This window comes from Chryseobacterium sp. MMO-72 (assembly GCF_037146035.1).
GTDB lineage: Bacteria > Bacteroidota > Bacteroidia > Flavobacteriales > Weeksellaceae > Chryseobacterium > Chryseobacterium indicum.
Genome location: NZ_JBBCWG010000001.1, coordinates 426227 through 446222 on the forward strand (window position 1 = coordinate 426227; position 19996 = coordinate 446222).

The following is a 19996-nucleotide window of genomic DNA, read 5'->3' on the forward strand; positions in this document are numbered from 1 at the left end:
TAAAATTATGATGTTTAAAAATTATTGATGTTTCTTGTTTTGTTGATGAGGAATAAATCTGCCAGAACAAACGCCGCCAGACTTTCCACCACCGGAACGGCTCTCGGAAGAACACATGGATCATGACGTCCTTTTCCTTCTACAATTGCCGGATTTCCGTATTTATCCACACTTTCCTGAGGTCTTAAAATGGTTGCTACAGGTTTGAAAGCCACACGGAAATAAATATCCATTCCGTTGGAAATTCCCCCCTGAATTCCACCTGAAAGATTGGATTTTGTGGTAAAATCTTCATTGAAAAGGTCATTGTGTTCTTTCCCCGTCATTTTGGCACCGCAGAAACCGCTTCCGTATTCAAAACCTTTTGCCGCATTAATATTCAGCATGGCTTTTCCTAATTCAGCCTGAAGTTTTGAGAAAACCGGTTCGCCGATTCCTACAGGAACATTTTTAACCACGCAGGTAATTGTTCCGCCAATCGTGTTTCCTTCTTTTTTAATTTCCTTGATTCTTTCGATCATTTTTTCTGCCGTTTCCGCATCCGGACAACGTACTTCATTGGTTTCGGTTTTCGAAAAATCCAAAGCCTGATAAGGTTTTTCACAGAAAATTTCCCCTACGGAAGAAACGTAAGCGTTGATCTCGATATCCGATAAAAACTGTTTTGCTAAAGCTCCGGCAACCACCCAGTTGATGGTTTCTCTTGCAGAAGATTTTCCGCCGCCGCGATAATCTCTCAATCCGTATTTCTGATCATAAGTAAAATCTGCGTGGCTCGGACGATAAGATTCTGCAATATGATCATAATCTTTTGATTTCTGATTTTCGTTTTCGATGATGAATCCGATAGGAGTTCCTGTTGTTTTTCCTTCAAAAATTCCTGAAAGAAATTTCACCGTATCACTTTCTTTTCTTTGGGTTACGATGGCAGACTGCCCCGGTTTTCTGCGATCCAATTCGTACTGAATTTTATCGAAATCTACCGTTAAACCTGCCGGAAAATTATTGATGATTCCACCGTAAGCCAGACCATGACTCTCTCCAAATGTTGTAAGACTGAGAAGATTACCTAAAGTATTTAACATACTACAAATTTAAGGCTTTTTCTTCAGATAAAAAGGCTCGTGAGATATGATCTATTTACCACGAGGATTGATAGTATAAATAACAGATTTTGCCTGTTTTCCTTCCTCATTATTTAATTTTTTCCAGACGAATCCTTTTTTCAGGTTTTTATCATCAATTAATTGAGGAAATATCCCGAGTTTTTCATCCTGTGAAACGTAGCCTGCGGAAATAGCAGGAATTTTAGAATCGTAATTAAAAGGATAATTAGAAGAAACATTAAAATTTAAATTACCAACCCTGAAAGAATCAAACTTTGTGCTTTCATATACGGAAGGTTTGTAGAACTGTTCTTTTTCAAATTTTCCCATGAAGTTTCCGGGATTGAAGCTTGGAAAATACGTCTGCAAAATATTCGGGAAAGTTAAAAAGCTAACAAAGATGATGCTTAAACCAGAAAATACAATAAGAGATTTTTTCTGGTTAAAATAATCTGTGAAAAGGATAAAGAAGATCACGAAAAAGACATCCATAAAAAATCTGTACTGTGCTGAAAAAAGAAGAACCAAAATACTTTTAATAATAAGCGAGATACAGATAAAAGTAATGATTCTGTTTTTTTTGATGAAGGTAAAAACTGTTAAAATGATTAAACTTATAATAAAAAGCAAATTTATTTTTGCTTTGATTCCGTTTAAAAAAATCCAGTTTCTGATGTAATCAATAGCAGAAAATTTCTGAATTTCTTTATATGAATACTGCATATCATATGTTTTCTGAATGGCAAACTGAGAAGATATTTTTAAAACTTCAGGGTTAGGTTTCCAACTTACTCCTAAGTCTATTATTGAAACAGGGAAAACCGGATAACCGAAAGTATATATGTTTTTAACAAAGAACAGGAAACCGATTAAAATTCCGAAGATTAAATTTTTTAAGCTAGATTTCAAAATAAAAACAGAGTAGAGAAAACTCAAAACCGGCAGCCAGATCATAGTAGGTTTAATGATAAAAACAAAAACCGAAAAAGCGAATAGGAGAGTGGTCTGCTTATTTCCTCTTAAGATTTCATTTAAAATAATGACTGAAAAAATAATGACCGGTAGATCCGGACTTGGTGACTGGCAGAACAATAGTAAAACCGGAATAAAGCAAAGCTGAATCCAGCTTTTCTTTTCTATTATATATAAGGTATAAATAATCAGTACAACTGAATTGATTCTTAAAAACGGATCAGAAAAATTGGAAAATCCCGCCTGGAAAATATGCCAGACCGACATTTGTCCCAACGTGAGATCAAGGTTTGAAATACCTTTTACCAAACCCAATTCTTTCAGCCATTTTATGGTGGGAACATAATATCCGAAATGGTCTAAAATATAAGGGTAAAAAGATCCGCAGTATACAATAATTAATGAAATTGCAGCAATCAGCGAAAAATCTTTTTTTGAAAAGGCGGTAAAATCTTTATAAAGTCTATCCTTAAAAAAATAAATCAATCCTATGGCAATTGTAGAAAATTCTACATAGCTGTTTAAAGGGATAAAAAAAGCAGCAATTGTCCACAGTAAACTTATTCCAAGAATTCCCAAAAATATTTTTCCGGATACGCCTTCCCATAATTTTCCTGAAAAATTTTCTGTAATTTTTCCTATTCCCATTAAAACAGGAAGAAGCAAAAGTGTAGAAAAAAAAAGTAGAATCATAAAAAAAGATTGCCTAAAAATAAGCAATCTTTTTTTGTTATCGTGAAAATAAAATTATCTTGGCTGGACTCTTCCGCTTTTTCTGTCCTGCGCTCTACCCAGAGTATAACCGGTAGCACCACCAATTACACCACCAATGGCAGCACCCGCTCCCGGACTTTTCTTGTTAACAATTGCTCCCAAAGCGGCTCCTCCTACAGCACCAATAATGGTACCTTTTGCGGCTTCACTCATCCCTTTTTTCTTTGCGGTGGTCTGGGAAGAAGTTCCGTTATTGGCATAAGTCCCGCTGTTGGAAGAAGAACTTCTGCTCGGTCTGTCTCTGTATACTGTACGTGTTTCTCTTATTACCTGCGGTTTAGCATTGGCTGCCGCTGTTTTCGCTTGCTGAACTTCTAAAACACTGTCGGCTTTTTTCTGTGCTTCATAAGCCATTTTTTCTTTTTCAATGGCTAATTTTTGTTTCTCAATTTCCAATTGTCTCATCTGGAACTCAATTTTCTGCTGTTCCAAAGATTGTTGGGCTATCTGGTCGTCTTTTTTACAGGCGGTCAGTAAAAATACAGACATCAGTCCTGTTAATACTATACTTTTCATAACTCAAATTTTTATAAGGATTTTAAGTCAATCCAATTTCGATGTTATTTCTATTTTCAATTATGAAGCCAAAATCCGTTAAGTAATGTTAAAATTTTTAAATGAATCTTAATATTTTATTCAATTCCTTTATTGATAACGGTTTTGAAATGTAAAAATTTATTTATTTTCACTTAAAAATGGATTAATATGAATTTTTTATATTTGATTTACCAAATTACATTATTATGAAAAATTCAATTGTAAAAGTTGTGCTTTTTGCAGGCGTAATTGCTGCTGTAAGCTCATTTTCGGCATCTAAAAATGATTCTGAAAAAAAACATTCACCTTCTCAATCTGTTGCCCAGACAGAAACTTACCAGATCCGGTTTGGATTACAGAATCAAAATGGCACTAAAACACTTTCGGGGAGTTATGATCTCGGAAACTTTGTAGCAACCAATACTGTAACCGGAGAAACTTTTGAAACCTATGGAGGTAGCGGAATGCAGTCTTTGCCACAATATTTTGATGGTCTTCCGGAAGGTACTTATACCTTCACAGCAACTCAGGGACAAGGCGGATGGGTAGGATACGGATCTGTAACGGCAGAGGTTTCTGAAGCCAAAGTAGATTCTGATGGATATGTCACGATTTATGTTCCTATCGCATGGGAAGAATAATTTAAAATTTACTTTAAAAATTAGTTTGTGTAGCCTCCTTAATCGGGAGGCTATTTTAATTTAGCCAACAGAATTTTATTTTATTTACACTGGATTATTATTAAACATGAATTTATTAAGGTCGGAAATGTGTTATAATAAAACAGAAAAGATGACGTTATTAAAAAAATGAATATTCTAAGTTAATGAACTGTATAGTTAAAATTTGATGCGTTTTTTGTAAAAATATTGTAATTTATACTATGTATTATTAAAAAACGCGTTAGATTTGCAGTAAATAATAAATTTCTAGCCTATGGTGAATTTTTTTACTTTTTTTCAATTTTATCACAATTTCAGTTTCTTGGATAGTTCGTATTCAGGAAATAACTTCTTAAACAAAATTTATAATTCTCATATCCTTATAAGGATCTAATATTTATTAATATGAAAAAATATCTATTGTTTTTTTTCTTGGCACTTTCGTATATACTGAGTGCGCAGGTAAGTTCTTATAGTTTTTCTCAGTCTACGGGAACCTATACAGATTTGCCGGGTACGGCAACGGTACTGGCAACTGCAACGGGAAGTACAGGAGCAGCCTCTCTGGATAATGTTATTTATCCGGTTACTCTTCCTTTCCCTGTTTCTTTTAACGGAAGTAATTATTCTTCTATTAATGTATCAACAAACGGATTTATTACTTTTGGGGCAACAGCTCCCGGAGCTGGTACTTACAGCCCGATTTCCAGTACGGAAACTTATGCAGGAGCTGTTTCTGCATGGGGTAAAGATTTAAATTCAATTTTTAATATTAATTCTAAGACAGGAAGTATCAGTTGGGCGGTTGTAGGTACAGCTCCTAACAGAGAAATCGTAGTACAGTGGTCAGATTTCAGACCAGCGTACTCAACTTCTACAACGAGTGTTTATACTTTTTCTTTTCAGATCAGACTCAGAGAAACTACTAATACGATTGCTGTAGTGTACAAAGGCGGAAGTTATCTTATAGGTAATACTTCCGTAAGCGGAACTACTCAGGTAGGATTAAGAGGATCAAGCAATGCCGATTTTAATCACAGACAGAATGCTACCACAGCATTATTTACGGCTTCTGCTTTAGCAACGGCAAATACAGGCAGTCAATCATTTAATACAACTGTTGCTACTCCGGGAATGCCTTCGGATGGTCTTATTTATACATGGACTCCGCCATCTTGTTTTGGACCGTCTAGTTTCACTTCTACAGCAGTTACTACTTCCAGTGCTTCTGTAAGTTGGGCGGCAGCATCAACCCCTCCGGCAAACGGTTATGAAATATATTACAGCACCACCACAACTCCTCCCGCAACGCCACAGATTACGGGTATTGCAGGAACTGCAACGAGTTATACAATTCCCGGTTTAGCTGCTAATACAACGTATTACGTATGGATTAAAGCAAAATGCAGTTCAACGGCTCAAAGTTCGTTAATAGGACCTATTACTGTATATACAGGATATTGTACTCCTACAGGTGGTACGTCTTCTACAACTTATTATTTAAATAATGTTACGACTACAGGCGGATGGACTAACCTTGCTTATACAGCTTCTTCGTATCAGGCTTATGTAAACTCTCCGGGTGTGATATTGAGTTCACCAGGATTTACAGTGACTACGAATTTGGCTACTTCGGGTGGAAGTACATATTATTACTACGTTTGGGTAGACTGGAATAACGATCTGGATTTTAATGATCCGGGAGAAACGATTCTTGCGACCACTACTTATACATCAACCGCGACCGCGAATATTGTAATTCCTGCAGGACAGGCTGTCGGAAACTACAGAGTTCGTACATCGTCATCATTTATTGGTGCAAATACTTCGTGCGGACCAGCTCCGTATGGAAATTTCGTGGATTTCACTTTATCTGTTGTGGCTCCTCCAACGTGTCTGCCTCCGACTGGTCTTACGATCACTACGGCAACAACATCCAGTGCTACCATACAGTGGACTGTTCCGGCTACACCACCGGCAAACGGTTATGATGTTTATTACAATACTACGGGGGTTACTCCTACAGCAGCAACAGTTCCTCAATATAGCGGTGTAACGGGACCTAGCCAGCTGATTACCGGTTTGGCTTCAAGTACAACGTATTATGTATGGGTAAGAGCGAAATGCAGCAGTTCAGATATTAGTTATTGGTCAGGACCACGTACGGTTTATACAAATTACTGTGTTCCTACGGGAGGTTCTTCTTCAACAACTTATTATCTGAATAATATTACCACTACAGGCGGATGGACAAACTTAGCTTATACAGCTTCTTCGTATCAGGCTTATGTAAATAGTCCTAGTGTTGTATTAAGTTCACCAGGATTTACAGTAACGACGAACTTGGCGACATCCGGTGGAAGTACCTATTTTTATTATGTATGGGTAGACTGGAATAATGATCTTGACTTTAACGATCCGGGAGAAACTATTTTAGCAACCACTACTTATACTGCAACGGCAACGGCAAATATTGCAATCCCTGCAGGACAGCCTTTAGGAAACTACAGAGTTCGTACTTCTTCATCGTTTATTGGTGCAAATAGTGCCTGCGGACCTGCTGCATACGGAAATTATGTAGATTTTACATTATCTGTTGTAGCTCCTCCGACGTGTCTTCCTCCTACAGGTCTTGTGATTGCAAATGCAACGACATCAAGTGCAACCATACAGTGGACTGTTCCGGCTACACCACCGGCAAACGGTTATGATGTTTATTACAATACTACGGGAGTTGCTCCTACAGCAGCAACAGTTCCTCAATATAGCGGTGTAACGGGACCTAGCCAGTTGGTAACCGGATTAGCGTCAAGTACAACGTATTATTTTTGGGTAAGAGCAAGATGTAGCAGTTCAGATATTAGTTATTGGTCAGGACCACGTACGGTTTATACAAATTATTGTGTTCCTACGGGAGGTTCTTCATCAACAACTAATTATTTAAAAACGATTACCACTACAAACGGATTTACAAACCTGAACTATACGGCTACTGCTTATAGTGCCTATGTAAACAATTCTGCTACCAGTTTCTCAGTATTACCGGGAGGAGTAGCCAACGTTTCCATGAATGCGGGAACCAGTACTTATTATTATTATATCTGGATCGACTGGAATAATGATTTAGTATTTGATCCGGCTACTGAGCAGGTGTATTATTCCGGAGGTTATATAAATTCTGTTGCTAACGCTCCGATAAGTTCTGTGGGTCGTCCTTCAGGTTCTTACAGAGCAAGATTTGCAGCGTCTTATATCGGTACGGTAACTCCATGCGGACCGGCTCCTTATGGAAATTATGTAGACTTTACATTTATCATTAAGCCTTGTTCTACAACCGCGCCTACGAATGTTTATGTAGATGCTATTGCTCACAATGCAGCTACTGTACACTGGACTCCTTCTCCTGATAACCTGGGTTATAAAGTATACTGGAGAAAGAACGGAACGACACCATGGGTGAATTCTTCAGTTGTAATAGCGCCGCCGGCAACATCTTATACAATAACTACAGGTTTAGATCCTGCTACAAAATATGATGTAATGGTAGTTGCGGTTTGTAACAATACTGAAGGTACTGCTACTCCGGCTGTGTTTACCACAAGATGTGATCCTACGCCGCCGAGTGTAACGGTAACTAATATTACGACAAACTCTGCATTGGTAACATGGGCTCCAATTGTATCAAGTGCTACTTATGTAATCAGATACAGAATTGTAGGTACAGGAACATGGACTACGGTGAATATCACCGCACCTCCTTTAAATACATATCCTCTTACCGGATTAACTCCGTACACTACATATGAAGTACAGGTGGCGAATATCTGTAATGGAGAAACCACTATTAACACTTGGTCTAATCCTAAAGTGTTTACTACGGAAAGAACGTGTCAGTTACCTCCTCCGGGACTTACTATTACAGCGATTACTCCAACTACGGCGCAGGTAACATGGGATCCTTTCCCGGGTGCTACTTATATCCTGAGATACAGAAAAGTAGGTATTCCGAGCTGGACAATGGTACCGTCTAATACCAATACGATTACCCTTACAGGTTTATTGGAACTGACTAAATATGAAATGCAGGTAGCAAACGTTTGTAGCGGAACTCCGGGTACATATACACTGCCTTATTTCTTCACGACACCAACAATTGTTTACTGTCAGATGGCATCTACCGGAACAACAACTTCAGAGTATATCTCTAAAGTAACGGTAACGCCAAATGGTAAACCTCAGATGACGAATACTTCCGTAGGATCTAATTATACAGATTATACAGGAGTTCCGGCTAAATTTATTGAACTGATTCAGGGGTCTTCCGACAATAAAATCGTAATTGATAAAAAACTGTCAGGAAACAATAAAGCAGGAGTTGCAGTATGGATCGATTTCAACAGAAACGGATATTTCGATATTAATGAAAGAATCCTTGCTGACGGACCAAACAGTAATCCTACTGCGAGCACTACATTTACGGTACCTGCAGATGCATTCATCAGTCTGGTAGACTACAAATATGTAGTGATGAGAGTAGCAATGGGCAAAGATGTTATTCCTGTAAATTGTACCAACTTCCCGAATGGCGAAGTAGAAGATTACACGGTAAGAATTTCTAAGCTTCCTGTTCCTAACCCGATTAATCAGACGGATATATTAATCTATCCGAACCCTGTGAGTTCTGTACTGAATGTTAAGAATATCAGCAGCAGAGCGAATTATAAGATTTATAATTCAGCAGGACAGGTGGTATCAACGGGAGTTATCTTAAACAACAAAATTGATGTTCATGCATTAATTAATGGAGTTTATGTAATCGATATTGAAGATTCTAAAGGAACTGTACAGAAAAAGTTCATTAAGGAATAACAATAATTAATAGTTTACACACCAAATAAGCCCTCAGCAATGGGGGCTTATTTTTTTTTTTATTTCTTAATAAGTGTTAAAACTTAGATTGTTAAAAGAATAAGAAAACCTAGTAATGTTTAATTTGCTATAGGTCTGTAACCGCAGCAATAAAAGGGGAATGGGTTGAATATTAAAGAAAATATATCCTTTTATAAGGATATTAACAGTTTTTTAATCTTTGATAAAAATTGTTAATTGATGGAATTAATATTCGATATAGATGTATGTAAAACTAACATTTCATAAATTTGCAGTCACTCATGTTTAATTTGAGTTTTCATGGTTATTAGTTTTTATCCTCGTAGAAATACGGGGATTTTTTGTTTTTGCGGAAAATATAGCAATAGAGAAGGGAAAACGGAAGCTTTAGTTTTGGTTTTTAGTAAATAAAAATACTTTAAACCTATCATTACTGCTGTATCTCTTACAGCTCTCATCCATAAAAGAATCGGGAGATTTTTTAAAATCTTCAATGTATTTAATACCTTCTTCGTCGATACTTGGAATAATAATATAATCATACAGCGTTTTTGTAAACTCGCTGGAATTTTTTAAAATGTTTTTCTTGTGTTTTAATGCTTCGTTGAATGTCATGATTTTAGTTTACGCAAATTTAATCATTATTTAGTGAAAAATATAATGTTTTATACAATAATTTTTATTATGTAATATTTATAAACTTAAAAAATATAATATGTAAAGAGTTTAGGTTTAGTGTTTTATGGTTTTTTTTTGTTGCCGGTTATTGGAATTATTTATATGACTGGAATCATAAAATGGAGAACATATTATAATTAATTTTAGAAATATAACATATAAATGTTTTAGTATCTCAGTAAGTTTGCCTCCCGTTTGCGGGAGGTTTTTGTATTATGACTCTGGTCATACTCGTTTAGAAAGGCTTTATTGTAGTTTTACACATTCAATTTCCATTCGTTTTTAAACAGTTTTTTAAACTTCTCAGTTTGTTCTGGGAAGTTTTTTGTTTTCGAATGTGAATGTCTAAATAATGAATTGTCGGGAAAAAGCAAGGAGTTCTCACCTATTTATTTCATGTCTTTTTGACACTTTTAACTATTTTTTAAATAAAATAACAAAGAAATAAAGCTCCGTTTGGAGCTTTGCTAATTATTAATAAGTTTTAGTCTGAACTCCGTCTAATGTAAAAAACGTCAGTTTTGTTGCATCTTTCATAGCGCCATAATCATTTTGTCCTGAATATTCAAGCATTAACGCAACTCCTTTTTCGTCACTAATCATAAAACTTATTTTTATTGGGCTGAATGTTGACTTATTTTTTAAGCTGTATTTCGCTTCCAGTAATGTTGATTCTATCATTGACTCAATCTTGTCAAACTTTAAATTTTCCGCATAATCCTTAACTAAAGCAACTTCCAATTCTACATCAACAAGTTCATTTTTACCATTTTTTAGCTTTATCGTCTTGTTAAACATTGAGATACCCCGTTCACTATATACAACATCGGATTTAGTGAAAGCAGTTGGTGCTTCTGTATATTCCCAAGTTTTATCATTTTTTAATATAACATACCTACCTTCATTTGTTTTTAATATTTGTTGAGCACTTATAATTGAATAAATCAAAATAGCTGAAAATAATAAGGTTTTTTTCATAGTTAAAAATTTTCTGCAATATATAAAATCTCTGTAATCTCCTATTACGGAAAACCTCACAAGAGAAATAATTATTTTGGCAGCTTACTCATCATGTTTATTCCATACAGATAGAGAAGTTCAATATCCGATATTAAAAACTAAAATTAAAAAGGCTTAAAACTTCGTTATAAATTGGTTGTAAAATAGTAAAAATAAAAAACCCTAAAACATTGTAGTAAATGAGTTAGGGTTTTTGGAGGTACCTAGCGGATTCGAACCGCTGTAGATGGTGTTGCAGACCACTGCCTAGCCGCTCGGCCAAAGTACCATTTACCATTTTTGAGGTGTGCAAATATAGTAAAATTTATTTTCGAACAAAAATTTTTAAGCAATTTCTTTCGTGCCAATGCTCTCTATTTCGCTTTTTGCCTGTCTTTCAGTCTCATAATTTTTAATATCAATAACTCGCGTATTACTCCAGGAATCATGAAATCCATTTTCTCCTAAAAACGAAAGCTGATCTATTAAAACAATAGACCTGAAAATATTTCTCAAAAGCAACTGTCCAAAAGTAGGTTTCGTTCCGTCAATCATCATTACTTTAGTACCTGTAATAAACTTCCCAACACTTCTTCCTCCGGTTATCATTTCCACTGAAAACATATAAATAGCATAAGACGCGATACTTAGAAGTCTTTGTTCGATTTCGCCTGCATTTGAAAGCCATCCGTTGAAAGCAGGACTTATCAAGATTAAAAAAGCAAAAATTAATGAAAGTAATATGTAAAAAATAATAAGATCTATTATATAATTTGCAAATCTTTTTCCTTTACTGGATCTATTGAATTCTACAATTTTTAAATGTTTCATGAGGTTATATTAGTTTTTATAAATTTTAAATTCCTGTTAGTGTTAATTTTAAAGTGGCTTTGGTATCAATAACGGCAGTAATTCCGTAAGGATTGAGAAGGATTTTACTTGGTTTGAGGCTGAATACTTTTCCGTTCATTTTTAAACCTTTATAATATTCTTTATTTAATGCTTCTTCGATGCTTTTCTTTGAACTATTTTCCAGTTCTTGAGTAGGAATTCCGTATTCTTCTTCGATCATTTTTACGATTCTTCCTCTGAAGAGCAGCGTCGCTGTTTTCTGTAGAATATTGGCTGTTTTCAGGTTGAATTTTGTATTAGACAATACAATTTTCTTTTTCGCTTCATCATACACAGGAATCCCGGAAATAAACGCTTTTCCGTTTACATACCCTTCGGTTTCTGCCTCTATCATTACCTTATCATCAACGCCGTATACTTTAATATCTTTAATTTTTACGGATGAACCTCTTACATCATATTCCTTATTCAAAAACATATTTCTCGCAATATTGGTCGCTTCCGTATACGGAATATTAGCGGTCGTCTGAAGCAGGAACTGGTTTCCCAAACTAGAAATAAATGTAAAGTTTGGAGCCGATTTTATAGGCGGTGTTGAAGCAGGCTGGCTTCCTGTAAAAGTTTCAGAAAAAACATCAATCCCGATCGTAGTATCAATCTGATTGGCATAAAACTTTAGCGGTGTCATATTTACCTTTACCGGAGAAACTTTCAGCCAGGTTTTGTATTCTTCAGAAATATTAAAAGGCTGTGAAAATGCATTCCAAGCCATTACTGCATATTGCTGAAAATTAAGCTGTGCTGCCATTTGGCTGTCGATGGTTTTACAGAATTTCTGCTGTTGTTCCACCAGACTTTTTTCAACCAGAGAAGTAATTGGGATTTTAATTTTACCATAATCCAGAACAGGCTGTGTTACCCATCGGAAACCGTTGGGTTTTGTGCTGGTCGTAATAATCCAGTTATTCTGAAAATTTAATGCTGCATTAAAAGACATCACCGTTTCAAAAGTGGTGTTCTGGTACGTATAAAGTCCCAGCGTTCCGATGCCTTTTTCTGCCCATATTTTTAAAGGAACTTCGATCAGTATATTCTGATTGGTTCCTCCCACGAGCCGGATAGGGCGGGTTTTCCAGACTTTTACCTTAAACTGGTCATTATTATTATCGGTATAAGAATCGTCCTGATAAATGAGATCTTTTACCGATGCATTAATCAGGTTGCTGATCTCTGAAAGCGGAATGCTCACAGGCATCGTTATATTAGACCGCACTTTCGGAAAATTATAGTCCGGAATTTCTGTGCTGATATTCGCCTGCCCGAAAATACCCGTACAAAACAGAAGAAATACTATTTTTACAACTTTCAATTGTGTTATTTTTTTAATAAATATTTAGTTTAAGGCTTAAAGCTTTTTTCAAGCTCTATACTTGCGCCCGTCATTTCCCCTTTCATCGGCGGAGCTGTTTTGGTAATTTTTAATTTAATATAATCTACCTGCGGAAACCTTTCATGTATTGCAAAAATAATTCTTCCTGCTACATGTTCCAGCAATTTAGATTTTATTTTCATTTCCTCATGAATGATTTCGTTGATTTCTGCGTAACTGATGGTATCTTTAAGGTCATCAGAATCTGCTGCATTCCAGAGGTCGGTATGAAGTTCTGCATTTACAATATAATAGGTACCAACAATATTTTCTTCAGGAAGAACACCGTGGTAAGCATATATTTTTACATTTTCTAAATAAATCCTGCTCATAACTCTTAAATTTCTGTAAGCAAAAATCGTTTTAATTCTGCAAAATCTGGATTTATTTCAACACTTTTTTTCTCTTTTTTCATTAATAATTCTAAAGACTCGGGTAAATCTACTGAAGTCTGAATGGCTTTTTCTACTGCCTGAGGAAATTTTACGGGATGAGCGGTTCCCAGAATAAAGCCCTTTTTAGGATTGTCTTCAAAGTGTTTTTCCATAGCAGCATACGCAACTGCAGCATGAGGATCGAGCAGATGACTGTATTTTTCATGCACATTTTTAATCGCAGCTAATGTTTTTTCATCATCCACAGAATATCCTGAAATCATATCCGTTATATCCTGAAACTTATTCCCGAAAAGCGTTAAAATTCTCACGAAATTACTCGGATTTCCTACATCCATTGCGTTAGAAAGTGTGGCTACTGTTTCTTTTATCTGTAGTTTTTCTGTTTCTAAATAGTTGGGAATAACATCATTTTCGTTGCATGCCGCAATAAAATGTTCAACAGGAAGTCCCCGGAAATAACCTAAAATTCCGGCACACAGATTACCAAAGTTTCCGCTTGGGACGGAAATAACAGGCTTCTCTTTTTCTGTTTTTTTCCATTGCTTCAGCGCGAGCAGATAATAAATTTGCTGAGGAAGCCATCTTGCGACATTTATGGAATTGGCAGATGTTAAAAATAATTTTGAATTAATTTCTGCGTCCGAGAAAGCCTGTTTTACTAAATTCTGACAATCGTCAAAGCTGCCGTCAACTTCTAAAGCAGAAATGTTTTCGCCGAGTGCCGTTAACTGCTTTTCCTGAACTTCGCTTACCCTGTTTTTTGGGTAAAGAATAACCACATTAATATTTTCAGTTTTATAAAATCCATTCGCAACGGCTCCTCCCGTATCTCCGGATGTAGCCACCAAAACGGTTACTTTTTTATTCTCACTTTTCAGGAAATAAGACAGACAGCGGCTCATAAATCGGGCTCCCACATCTTTAAAGGCTAAAGTTGGACCATGAAAAAGTTCTAAAGAATAGATGTTTTCATTGATTTTTTTCAACGGAATTTCAAAATTGATGGTTTCTGAAACGATTTCTTTTAAAATCTCCGAAGGAATTTCGTCGCCCACAAAATCTTTCATGCATCGGTAAGCAATTTCTTCATCGCTGTAAAGGTCTAAATTTTCAATAAAATCTTTTTCAAATAATGGGATGTATTCTGGGAAAAACAGTCCTTTTTCTTTTCCCTGTCCTTTTATGGTAGCTGTTTTGAAATCAACAACTTCTTCTTTATCTTTTAAATTATAATACTTCATAGGCTGATTTTTATTCTTCAATAATTTCTATTCCTTTAGGGTTTACTTTAGAGACATAGGCGAAACTTTCAATGTTGATTTTACTGTAAACAGATTTCATCATTTCTGCTATTTCGTATGAAATTTTTTCATTCTCGGAAAGCATAAAAACCGAAGGTCCGGAACCTGAAATACCTCCGCCTAAAGCACCTAAACCGAGACTTTTTTCTTTTATTTCATTAAATTTAGGAATCAGGAGACTTCTTACGGGTTCTACGATAACATCCTTTAAACTTCTACCGATCAGTTCGAAATCATTGTTCTGAATTCCGGCAACCAGACCTGCAATGTTTCCCCATTGCTCTATGGCATCCTTCAGCAGAATATTTTTCTTCAGAATCTGTCTTGCATCAGAAGTTTTTACTTCAATCTGCGGATGAACCGCCGTTACAAATAAGTCCGGAGAATTCAGCGGAATAATATCAATAGGATTTGAAGATTTGATTAATGTTATTCCACCAAAAATACAGGGCGTGATATTGTCTGCATGTTTTACTCCTGAAGCTAATTCTTCACCAAACATGGCAAAATAAATCATTTCTTCTTTAGAGAGAATATTTCCCAGCAACCAGTTGGCTCCAAAAGCGGATCCTGCTGCACTTGCCGCACTGGAACCCAATCCGCTTCCGGGTTTTATTTTTTTATGGATGATTACCTCGAAGCCGTTTTTAAGGTTTAATTCCTCCTGAATTTTCAATAAAACTTTTCCGGCAACATTTTTTGACGTTTCTTCTGGGAGTCCGAAATCGTCTGTGTGTCTGATGATGATCTCAGAGGTTTCCAGCAGTTTCAGTTCCATTACATCAAACGGTTCATGGATTGCCATTCCTAAAATATCGAATCCGCAAACCAGATTGGCAATGGTAGCAGGAACTTTTAATTTAACTTTTTTCATAACTCAATTTTTAAACAGAACGGAGAATATCTGCGAAAACACCACTTGCTGTAACTTCTGCACCTGCTCCCGCACCTTTTACAACAAGAGGCTGTTCATAATACCTCAACGTTTTGAAAATTACGATATTATCTTTTCCATACAGGTGAAAAAGATCGCTTTCCGGAGCAATATGCTTTAATCCTACTTTTGCTTTTCCCTCTTTAAATTCAGCAACATATTTTAAAATTTTGCCTTTACTTTTTGCTTCTTCCAAAAGATTCCTGAAATGATCTTCATACTTGGAAAGTGCATCATAAAAGTCGTTTACGGTTCCTTTCATGCATTCTTCAGGAAGAAAACTTTCATTTTCAATGGTATTAAATTCAATGGAATAACCTGCTTCTCTGGCAAGAATCAGAATTTTTCTGGCAACATCTGTTCCCGCCAAATCAAGTCGGGGATCGGGCTCTGTATAACCTCCTTTTTGAGCCTGAGCAACAATTTCAGAAAATGTCCTGCTTCCGTCGTAATTGTTGAACACAAAATTTAAAGTTCCGCTGAGAACCGCCTGAATCGAAGTAATTTTATCGCCGCTTCGGATAAGATCATTAATTGTTCCGATAATCGGCAATCCTGCTCCCACATTGGTTTCAAACAGAAATTGACAACTGTGGTTTCTGGCTGTATTTTTTAAATTTTTATAATTTTCAAAATCAGAAGAAGCGGCAATCTTATTACACGCAACAATATTTACACTTTTCTTCAGAAGTTGCTCATAGATATTCGGAACTTCGGAACTCGCTGTAACATCTACGAAGACAGAGTTTCTTAGATTTCTTGAAATAATTTCCTGCGCAAATTTTTCCGCAGAAGCTTCCTGACCATTTTGATCGAAGCTGGTAAATTCATTTTCTGAAATCCCTTTGTCTGAGAAAATCATCTTACGGCTGTTGGACAGTCCTGCAATTCTTAAATTAACTGAAAGGTGCTCTTTAAGATATTCGTTCTGGCTATAGATCTGCTGAATTAACTTCATTCCCACATTTCCTGTTCCGCAGATGTAGAGATGTACTTGTTTTATTTCGGACTCAAAAAATTCTTCATGCAATACATTAACCGCTTTTGTAATATCTTTTTCTGATATAACAATGCTGATATTTTTTTCTGATGATCCCTGTGCAATTGCTCTGATATTGATGCCGTTATTTCCCAGACAACCGAACATTTTGGCACTCACGCCGCTTCTGCTTTTCATGTTTTCTCCCACTAAAGCAACAATGGCAAGATCTGTTTCTATTTTTACCGGATCAATTCTTTTCAGCTTTAAATCATCTTCAAAAGCAGAATCAATGGCACTTTTTGCATTGAAAATATCTTTTTCGCTGATTGCAATTGTAATAGAGTGTTCTGAAGAACTTTGGGTAATTAAAATGACATTAATTTTCTCCTGACTTAGACACTGGAATAGTTTTGCGGAAACTCCGGGAATGCCTATCATTCCGCTTCCTTCTACAGTAAGCAGAGCAACGTGGCTCATATTGGATACACCGACAGCAATTTGTTCATTTTCAAAATGAGATTTTTTTACATGATGAGAAATTAATGTTCCCTGAGCTTCCGGATCGAAAGTATTTTTGATTCTCAGGTTGATATTTTTCACCATTACCGGCTGAATGGTGGGAGGATACAAAACTTTTGCCCCAAAATGAGAAAGTTCCATCGCTTCAGAATATGAAATTTCAACAATAGGTTTTGCATTGGAAACCAATCGCGGATCTGAAGTCATCATTCCGCTTACATCAGTCCAGATCTCAAGTTCATCTGCATGGAGAACAGAAGCAATGATTGACGCCGTGTAATCTGAACCGCCTCTTCCTAATGTTGTGGCATTTTCTTTTGCATCTTTTGCAATGAATCCCGGAGTGATAATAATCTGATTTTTATTTTCATTCAGAAATTGGCTGAGATTATTTTCTGTGGCTTCAAAATTTACTTTTGCATTGGTGAAATTACTGTCTGTAACGATGTGAGAATCCATCCAGCAAGCATCCGAACCATTTGATTTCAGTCTGGCTGTAATAATATTTGAAGAAAGAAATTCGCCATATGACGTAATTTTATCTTTGATTCTGTCTGTAAACTCTTTCAATATAAAAATGCTGTTACAGATGTCCTCAATATCATTAAAATGTTTTTTTACGAAACTGAGCCATGAACTTTGTTCTGAAAAAGGAATCAGGTCTTTAACAAGATCTAAATGTTTTTCTTCGAGATTTTTAAGGATTTGAAGATAATTTTCATTATTGTGGGAAGCGGCTTCTGCAGCCTTTATCAATTGATCTGTAACCCCGTGAAGTGCTGAAACTACAACGATGATTCTGTTTTTCTGAGATTCTTTTTTAATAATGTTTTCTACTAACATTATATTTTGTGAATGGGCAACTGAAGTTCCCCCGAATTTTAAAACTTTCATTATTTGTTTTTTAATTATAGAAAATTGAATTTTACTCTTTAGAAAAAAGAGCACGAAGACTTATCATGATATGTGAAAATGCACCCCGTTATGGGGTAGTTGTAGTTGTTGTAGCAATAATAGAAACAAAAGATACTTCCGAAATTGAGAAAATCGGAGTGGAAATATCAGATATGTTTATTAAAAAATTCATTGCTGTATGAACAAATGTACAAATTTTTTTGAATAATTTACTTGGTTGGTTGAATTTAATTGAATTAGTTTCACAAATTGTAACTAATTTTTTTATTCAATCAACATCCTGTAAAGTACTAATCTGTTGATTAAGTTTTTGATTTTTAAATATTTAATAGTGCTTTATAATAGGCTTTATTCTAAAATATCTTAAAACAAATAGTAATCTTATTAAAAGATTGTTAGGAAAAAGGAATTATTTTATCAACAGAAGGTGATTTGTTGTGTTTTTTTATTAATTTTAGGCATTCACCAAAACAAATTAATTATATGAAAAATCTAAAAAAACTAAGCAGACAAAATCTTCGCTCCATTAGCGGAGGTATTACAGACAATTGTGTGGTAGATTCGGATTGTGGACCTAAAGGCTGTGCGGTATGTACAGATCTTAAAGGACACAGAGTTTGTCTTTATCTAAACAATTATGATCCGTCTAATCCCAATAGCTGCTTAATTCTGGAAGGTTAAAAACTTAATTATAATTATTATGAAAAAACTATCAAGATCAAAATTAAAAGAAATCAAAGGAGCAACAAGTTGTGCGGGATGTCCTGTTCAGAATAATTACGGAAACGGACCGGAATATTCAGCTTCATGTGCAAGTTACTTCGCATTATCACAAAACTGTCAGATGTGCGTAGATGTAAGCGCAGACTGTTTTGAAAATTAATCTTAAGAACAAAAAAGCACTGCCAAAACAGTGCTTTTATTTATTTTATACTTTTAGAAAGATCAAGCATCGCTTCAATAGGTTTTAAAGCTCTTAATCTTAAATCTTCATCGATGATAATTTCCGGGAGCTCATATTTCATACATAAATACAGTTTTTCCATGGTATTACGCTTCATGTAGAAACATTCCGAGCAGTTACAGCTTTCATCAAAAACCAAAGCAGGGATTAATTCTTTATGAGGAGCACGCTTTTTCATTTCGTGAAGAATTCCTTCTTCTGTAGCAATAATGAATTTCTGACAGTCATCCTTTTCAACATAATTCAGAAGGGCAGAAGTTGAACCGATAAAATGAGCCAGTTTTAAAACCGCTTCTTCACTTTCAGGGTGTGCAATTAATTTTGCATCCGGATTATCTGCCAGTTGTTTTGCAATTCTTTCCATAGAAAATGCTTCGTGAACGATGCAGCTTCCGTCCCAAAGAATCATATCGCGTCCTGTTTTCTGAGATAAATATCTTCCTAAATTTTTATCCGGTGCAAAAATAATCGGCCGGTCTTTCGGTAAGGCTTCAATTACCGTTTCAGCATTTGAGCTGGTAACAATAATATCACTTTCCGCTTTCGTTTCTGCGTTACAGTTGATGTAGGTTGCCACCAAAGCATTCGGATGCTGTTCGCGCATTTTTCTCAAACCTTCTCCGGAACATCCGTCTGCCAATGAACATCCTGCCATTGTATCGGGAAGAACTACTTTTTTAGTCGGGTTCAGAATTTTAGCCGCTTCCGCCATGAAATGAACTCCACAGAAAACAATCATATCTGCATCCGTATCTTTTGCCTGTCTTGCCAGTTGCAGAGAATCTCCCAGAAAATCAGCAATATCCTGAATGTCTCCGGGTTGGTAATAATGCGCCAGAATAATGGCGTTTTTTTCTTCTTTCAATTTAAGAATCGCCTGTACAAGCTCTTCTCCTTGAGGAATTGCTATATCTTTTATATCCAGAAATCCTCTTACAGGAATCGCAGATTTAGCTTTTTCTAATGTTTCGGTACTCATATCAACCTCAATGTTTTAGAATCAGAAATTAAAATTCAGGAATTAAAATTAGAATTTTGAAGTTGTTTAATAAACCTCAAGCTTCCCGTTTCCATCATCCGGTCT

General features: G+C 35.7%; 16 protein-coding genes and 1 tRNA gene. 4 read left to right on the forward strand and 13 right to left on the reverse strand.

Going from position 1 to position 19996, the window contains the following annotated elements; translation table 11 throughout:
- Nucleotides 1-14 precede the first annotated feature (14 nt).
- From aroC to WFH39_RS01950, 3 genes are read right to left on the reverse strand one after another with little or no spacing between them, the layout of a single operon-like run.
- Nucleotides 15-1085 carry a chorismate synthase gene (gene aroC, locus WFH39_RS01940; RefSeq protein ID WP_336688588.1) on the reverse strand — a complete coding sequence of 357 codons (1071 nt, stop codon included), beginning with the start codon at nucleotides 1083-1085 and terminating at the stop codon, nucleotides 15-17.
- A 51-nt stretch (nucleotides 1086-1136) separates the two neighbouring features.
- Entirely contained in the window at nucleotides 1137-2771 is a 1635-nt protein-coding gene (locus WFH39_RS01945; RefSeq protein ID WP_336688589.1) for an LIC_10190 family membrane protein, read from the reverse strand.
- Between the two features lie 54 nt (nucleotides 2772-2825).
- A complete protein-coding gene (locus tag WFH39_RS01950; protein ID WP_336688590.1) occupies nucleotides 2826-3368 on the reverse strand; it encodes a YMGG-like glycine zipper-containing protein in 543 nt (180 codons plus the stop codon).
- Between the two features lie 227 nt (nucleotides 3369-3595).
- Here WFH39_RS01950 and WFH39_RS01955 point away from each other — a divergent pair, with 227 nt between their 5' ends.
- A complete protein-coding gene (locus tag WFH39_RS01955) occupies nucleotides 3596-4030 on the forward strand; it encodes a hypothetical protein (RefSeq protein ID WP_336688591.1) in 435 nt (144 codons plus the stop codon).
- A gap of 426 nt (nucleotides 4031-4456) precedes the next feature.
- Nucleotides 4457-8920: a fibronectin type III domain-containing protein gene (locus tag WFH39_RS01960; protein ID WP_336688592.1), complete on the forward strand. Its 4464-nt coding sequence runs from the start codon at nucleotides 4457-4459 to the stop codon at nucleotides 8918-8920.
- A 408-nt stretch (nucleotides 8921-9328) separates the two neighbouring features.
- Here WFH39_RS01960 and WFH39_RS01965 read toward each other — a convergent pair whose 3' ends face one another.
- From WFH39_RS01965 to thrA, 9 genes are all read right to left on the reverse strand, one after another.
- A complete protein-coding gene (locus tag WFH39_RS01965; RefSeq protein ID WP_336688593.1) occupies nucleotides 9329-9556 on the reverse strand; it encodes a hypothetical protein in 228 nt (75 codons plus the stop codon).
- A gap of 537 nt (nucleotides 9557-10093) precedes the next feature.
- A complete protein-coding gene (locus WFH39_RS01970; protein WP_336688594.1) occupies nucleotides 10094-10597 on the reverse strand; it encodes a hypothetical protein in 504 nt (167 codons plus the stop codon).
- Between the two features lie 236 nt (nucleotides 10598-10833).
- A tRNA-Cys gene (locus WFH39_RS01975) sits at nucleotides 10834-10907 on the reverse strand.
- Nucleotides 10908-10963: 56 nt separating this feature from the next.
- Entirely contained in the window at nucleotides 10964-11449 is a 486-nt protein-coding gene (locus WFH39_RS01980) for an RDD family protein (RefSeq protein ID WP_336688595.1), read from the reverse strand.
- 25 nt (nucleotides 11450-11474) lie between these two features.
- Nucleotides 11475-12839 carry a DUF4403 family protein gene (locus WFH39_RS01985; RefSeq protein ID WP_336688596.1) on the reverse strand — a complete coding sequence of 455 codons (1365 nt, stop codon included), beginning with the start codon at nucleotides 12837-12839 and terminating at the stop codon, nucleotides 11475-11477.
- Nucleotides 12840-12868: 29 nt separating this feature from the next.
- Nucleotides 12869-13231: a dihydroneopterin aldolase gene (gene folB, locus WFH39_RS01990; protein ID WP_336688597.1), complete on the reverse strand. Its 363-nt coding sequence runs from the start codon at nucleotides 13229-13231 to the stop codon at nucleotides 12869-12871.
- Nucleotides 13232-13236: 5 nt separating this feature from the next.
- Complete coding sequence (thrC, locus tag WFH39_RS01995) at nucleotides 13237-14538, reverse strand: threonine synthase (RefSeq protein WP_336688598.1); 1302 nt, start codon at nucleotides 14536-14538, stop codon at nucleotides 13237-13239.
- A 10-nt stretch (nucleotides 14539-14548) separates the two neighbouring features.
- Nucleotides 14549-15472, reverse strand: a complete 924-nt coding sequence (locus tag WFH39_RS02000) for a homoserine kinase (protein ID WP_336688599.1) — start codon at nucleotides 15470-15472, stop codon at nucleotides 14549-14551.
- A gap of 10 nt (nucleotides 15473-15482) precedes the next feature.
- A complete protein-coding gene (gene thrA, locus WFH39_RS02005) occupies nucleotides 15483-17927 on the reverse strand; it encodes a bifunctional aspartate kinase/homoserine dehydrogenase I (RefSeq protein WP_336688600.1) in 2445 nt (814 codons plus the stop codon).
- 504 nt (nucleotides 17928-18431) lie between these two features.
- Between thrA and WFH39_RS02010 the strand changes: the two genes are divergently transcribed.
- Together WFH39_RS02010 and WFH39_RS02015 are read left to right on the forward strand one after the other, a co-directional pair.
- Nucleotides 18432-18629 (forward strand): bacteriocin-like protein, encoded by a 198-nt coding sequence (locus WFH39_RS02010; protein WP_336688601.1) that lies wholly within the window; start codon nucleotides 18432-18434, stop codon nucleotides 18627-18629.
- Nucleotides 18630-18648: 19 nt separating this feature from the next.
- A complete protein-coding gene (locus WFH39_RS02015; protein WP_336688602.1) occupies nucleotides 18649-18831 on the forward strand; it encodes a hypothetical protein in 183 nt (60 codons plus the stop codon).
- A gap of 40 nt (nucleotides 18832-18871) precedes the next feature.
- On the opposite strand, the gene nadA is transcribed toward WFH39_RS02015, so the two are convergent.
- Nucleotides 18872-19891, reverse strand: a complete 1020-nt coding sequence (gene nadA, locus WFH39_RS02020) for a quinolinate synthase NadA (protein WP_336688603.1) — start codon at nucleotides 19889-19891, stop codon at nucleotides 18872-18874.
- Nucleotides 19892-19996: the final 105 nt, after the last annotated feature.

Coding starts and splice junctions, on each gene's coding strand:
- thrC (WP_336688598.1), bottom strand. CDS start 14,538: ATGAAGTATTATAATTTAAAAGATAAAGAAGAAGTTGTTGATTTCAAA.
- folB (WP_336688597.1), bottom strand. CDS start 13,231: ATGAGCAGGATTTATTTAGAAAATGTAAAAATATATGCTTACCACGGT.
- WFH39_RS02015 (WP_336688602.1), top strand. CDS start 18,649: ATGAAAAAACTATCAAGATCAAAATTAAAAGAAATCAAAGGAGCAACA.
- WFH39_RS01965 (WP_336688593.1), bottom strand. CDS start 9,556: ATGACATTCAACGAAGCATTAAAACACAAGAAAAACATTTTAAAAAAT.
- WFH39_RS01980 (WP_336688595.1), bottom strand. CDS start 11,449: ATGAAACATTTAAAAATTGTAGAATTCAATAGATCCAGTAAAGGAAAA.
- WFH39_RS02000 (WP_336688599.1), bottom strand. CDS start 15,472: ATGAAAAAAGTTAAATTAAAAGTTCCTGCTACCATTGCCAATCTGGTT.
- WFH39_RS01970 (WP_336688594.1), bottom strand. CDS start 10,597: ATGAAAAAAACCTTATTATTTTCAGCTATTTTGATTTATTCAATTATA.
- WFH39_RS01960 (WP_336688592.1), top strand. CDS start 4,457: ATGAAAAAATATCTATTGTTTTTTTTCTTGGCACTTTCGTATATACTG.
- WFH39_RS01955 (WP_336688591.1), top strand. CDS start 3,596: ATGAAAAATTCAATTGTAAAAGTTGTGCTTTTTGCAGGCGTAATTGCT.
- thrA (WP_336688600.1), bottom strand. CDS start 17,927: ATGAAAGTTTTAAAATTCGGGGGAACTTCAGTTGCCCATTCACAAAAT.
- WFH39_RS01945 (WP_336688589.1), bottom strand. CDS start 2,771: ATGATTCTACTTTTTTTTTCTACACTTTTGCTTCTTCCTGTTTTAATG.
- aroC (WP_336688588.1), bottom strand. CDS start 1,085: ATGTTAAATACTTTAGGTAATCTTCTCAGTCTTACAACATTTGGAGAG.
- nadA (WP_336688603.1), bottom strand. CDS start 19,891: ATGAGTACCGAAACATTAGAAAAAGCTAAATCTGCGATTCCTGTAAGA.
- WFH39_RS01950 (WP_336688590.1), bottom strand. CDS start 3,368: ATGAAAAGTATAGTATTAACAGGACTGATGTCTGTATTTTTACTGACC.
- WFH39_RS02010 (WP_336688601.1), top strand. CDS start 18,432: ATGAAAAATCTAAAAAAACTAAGCAGACAAAATCTTCGCTCCATTAGC.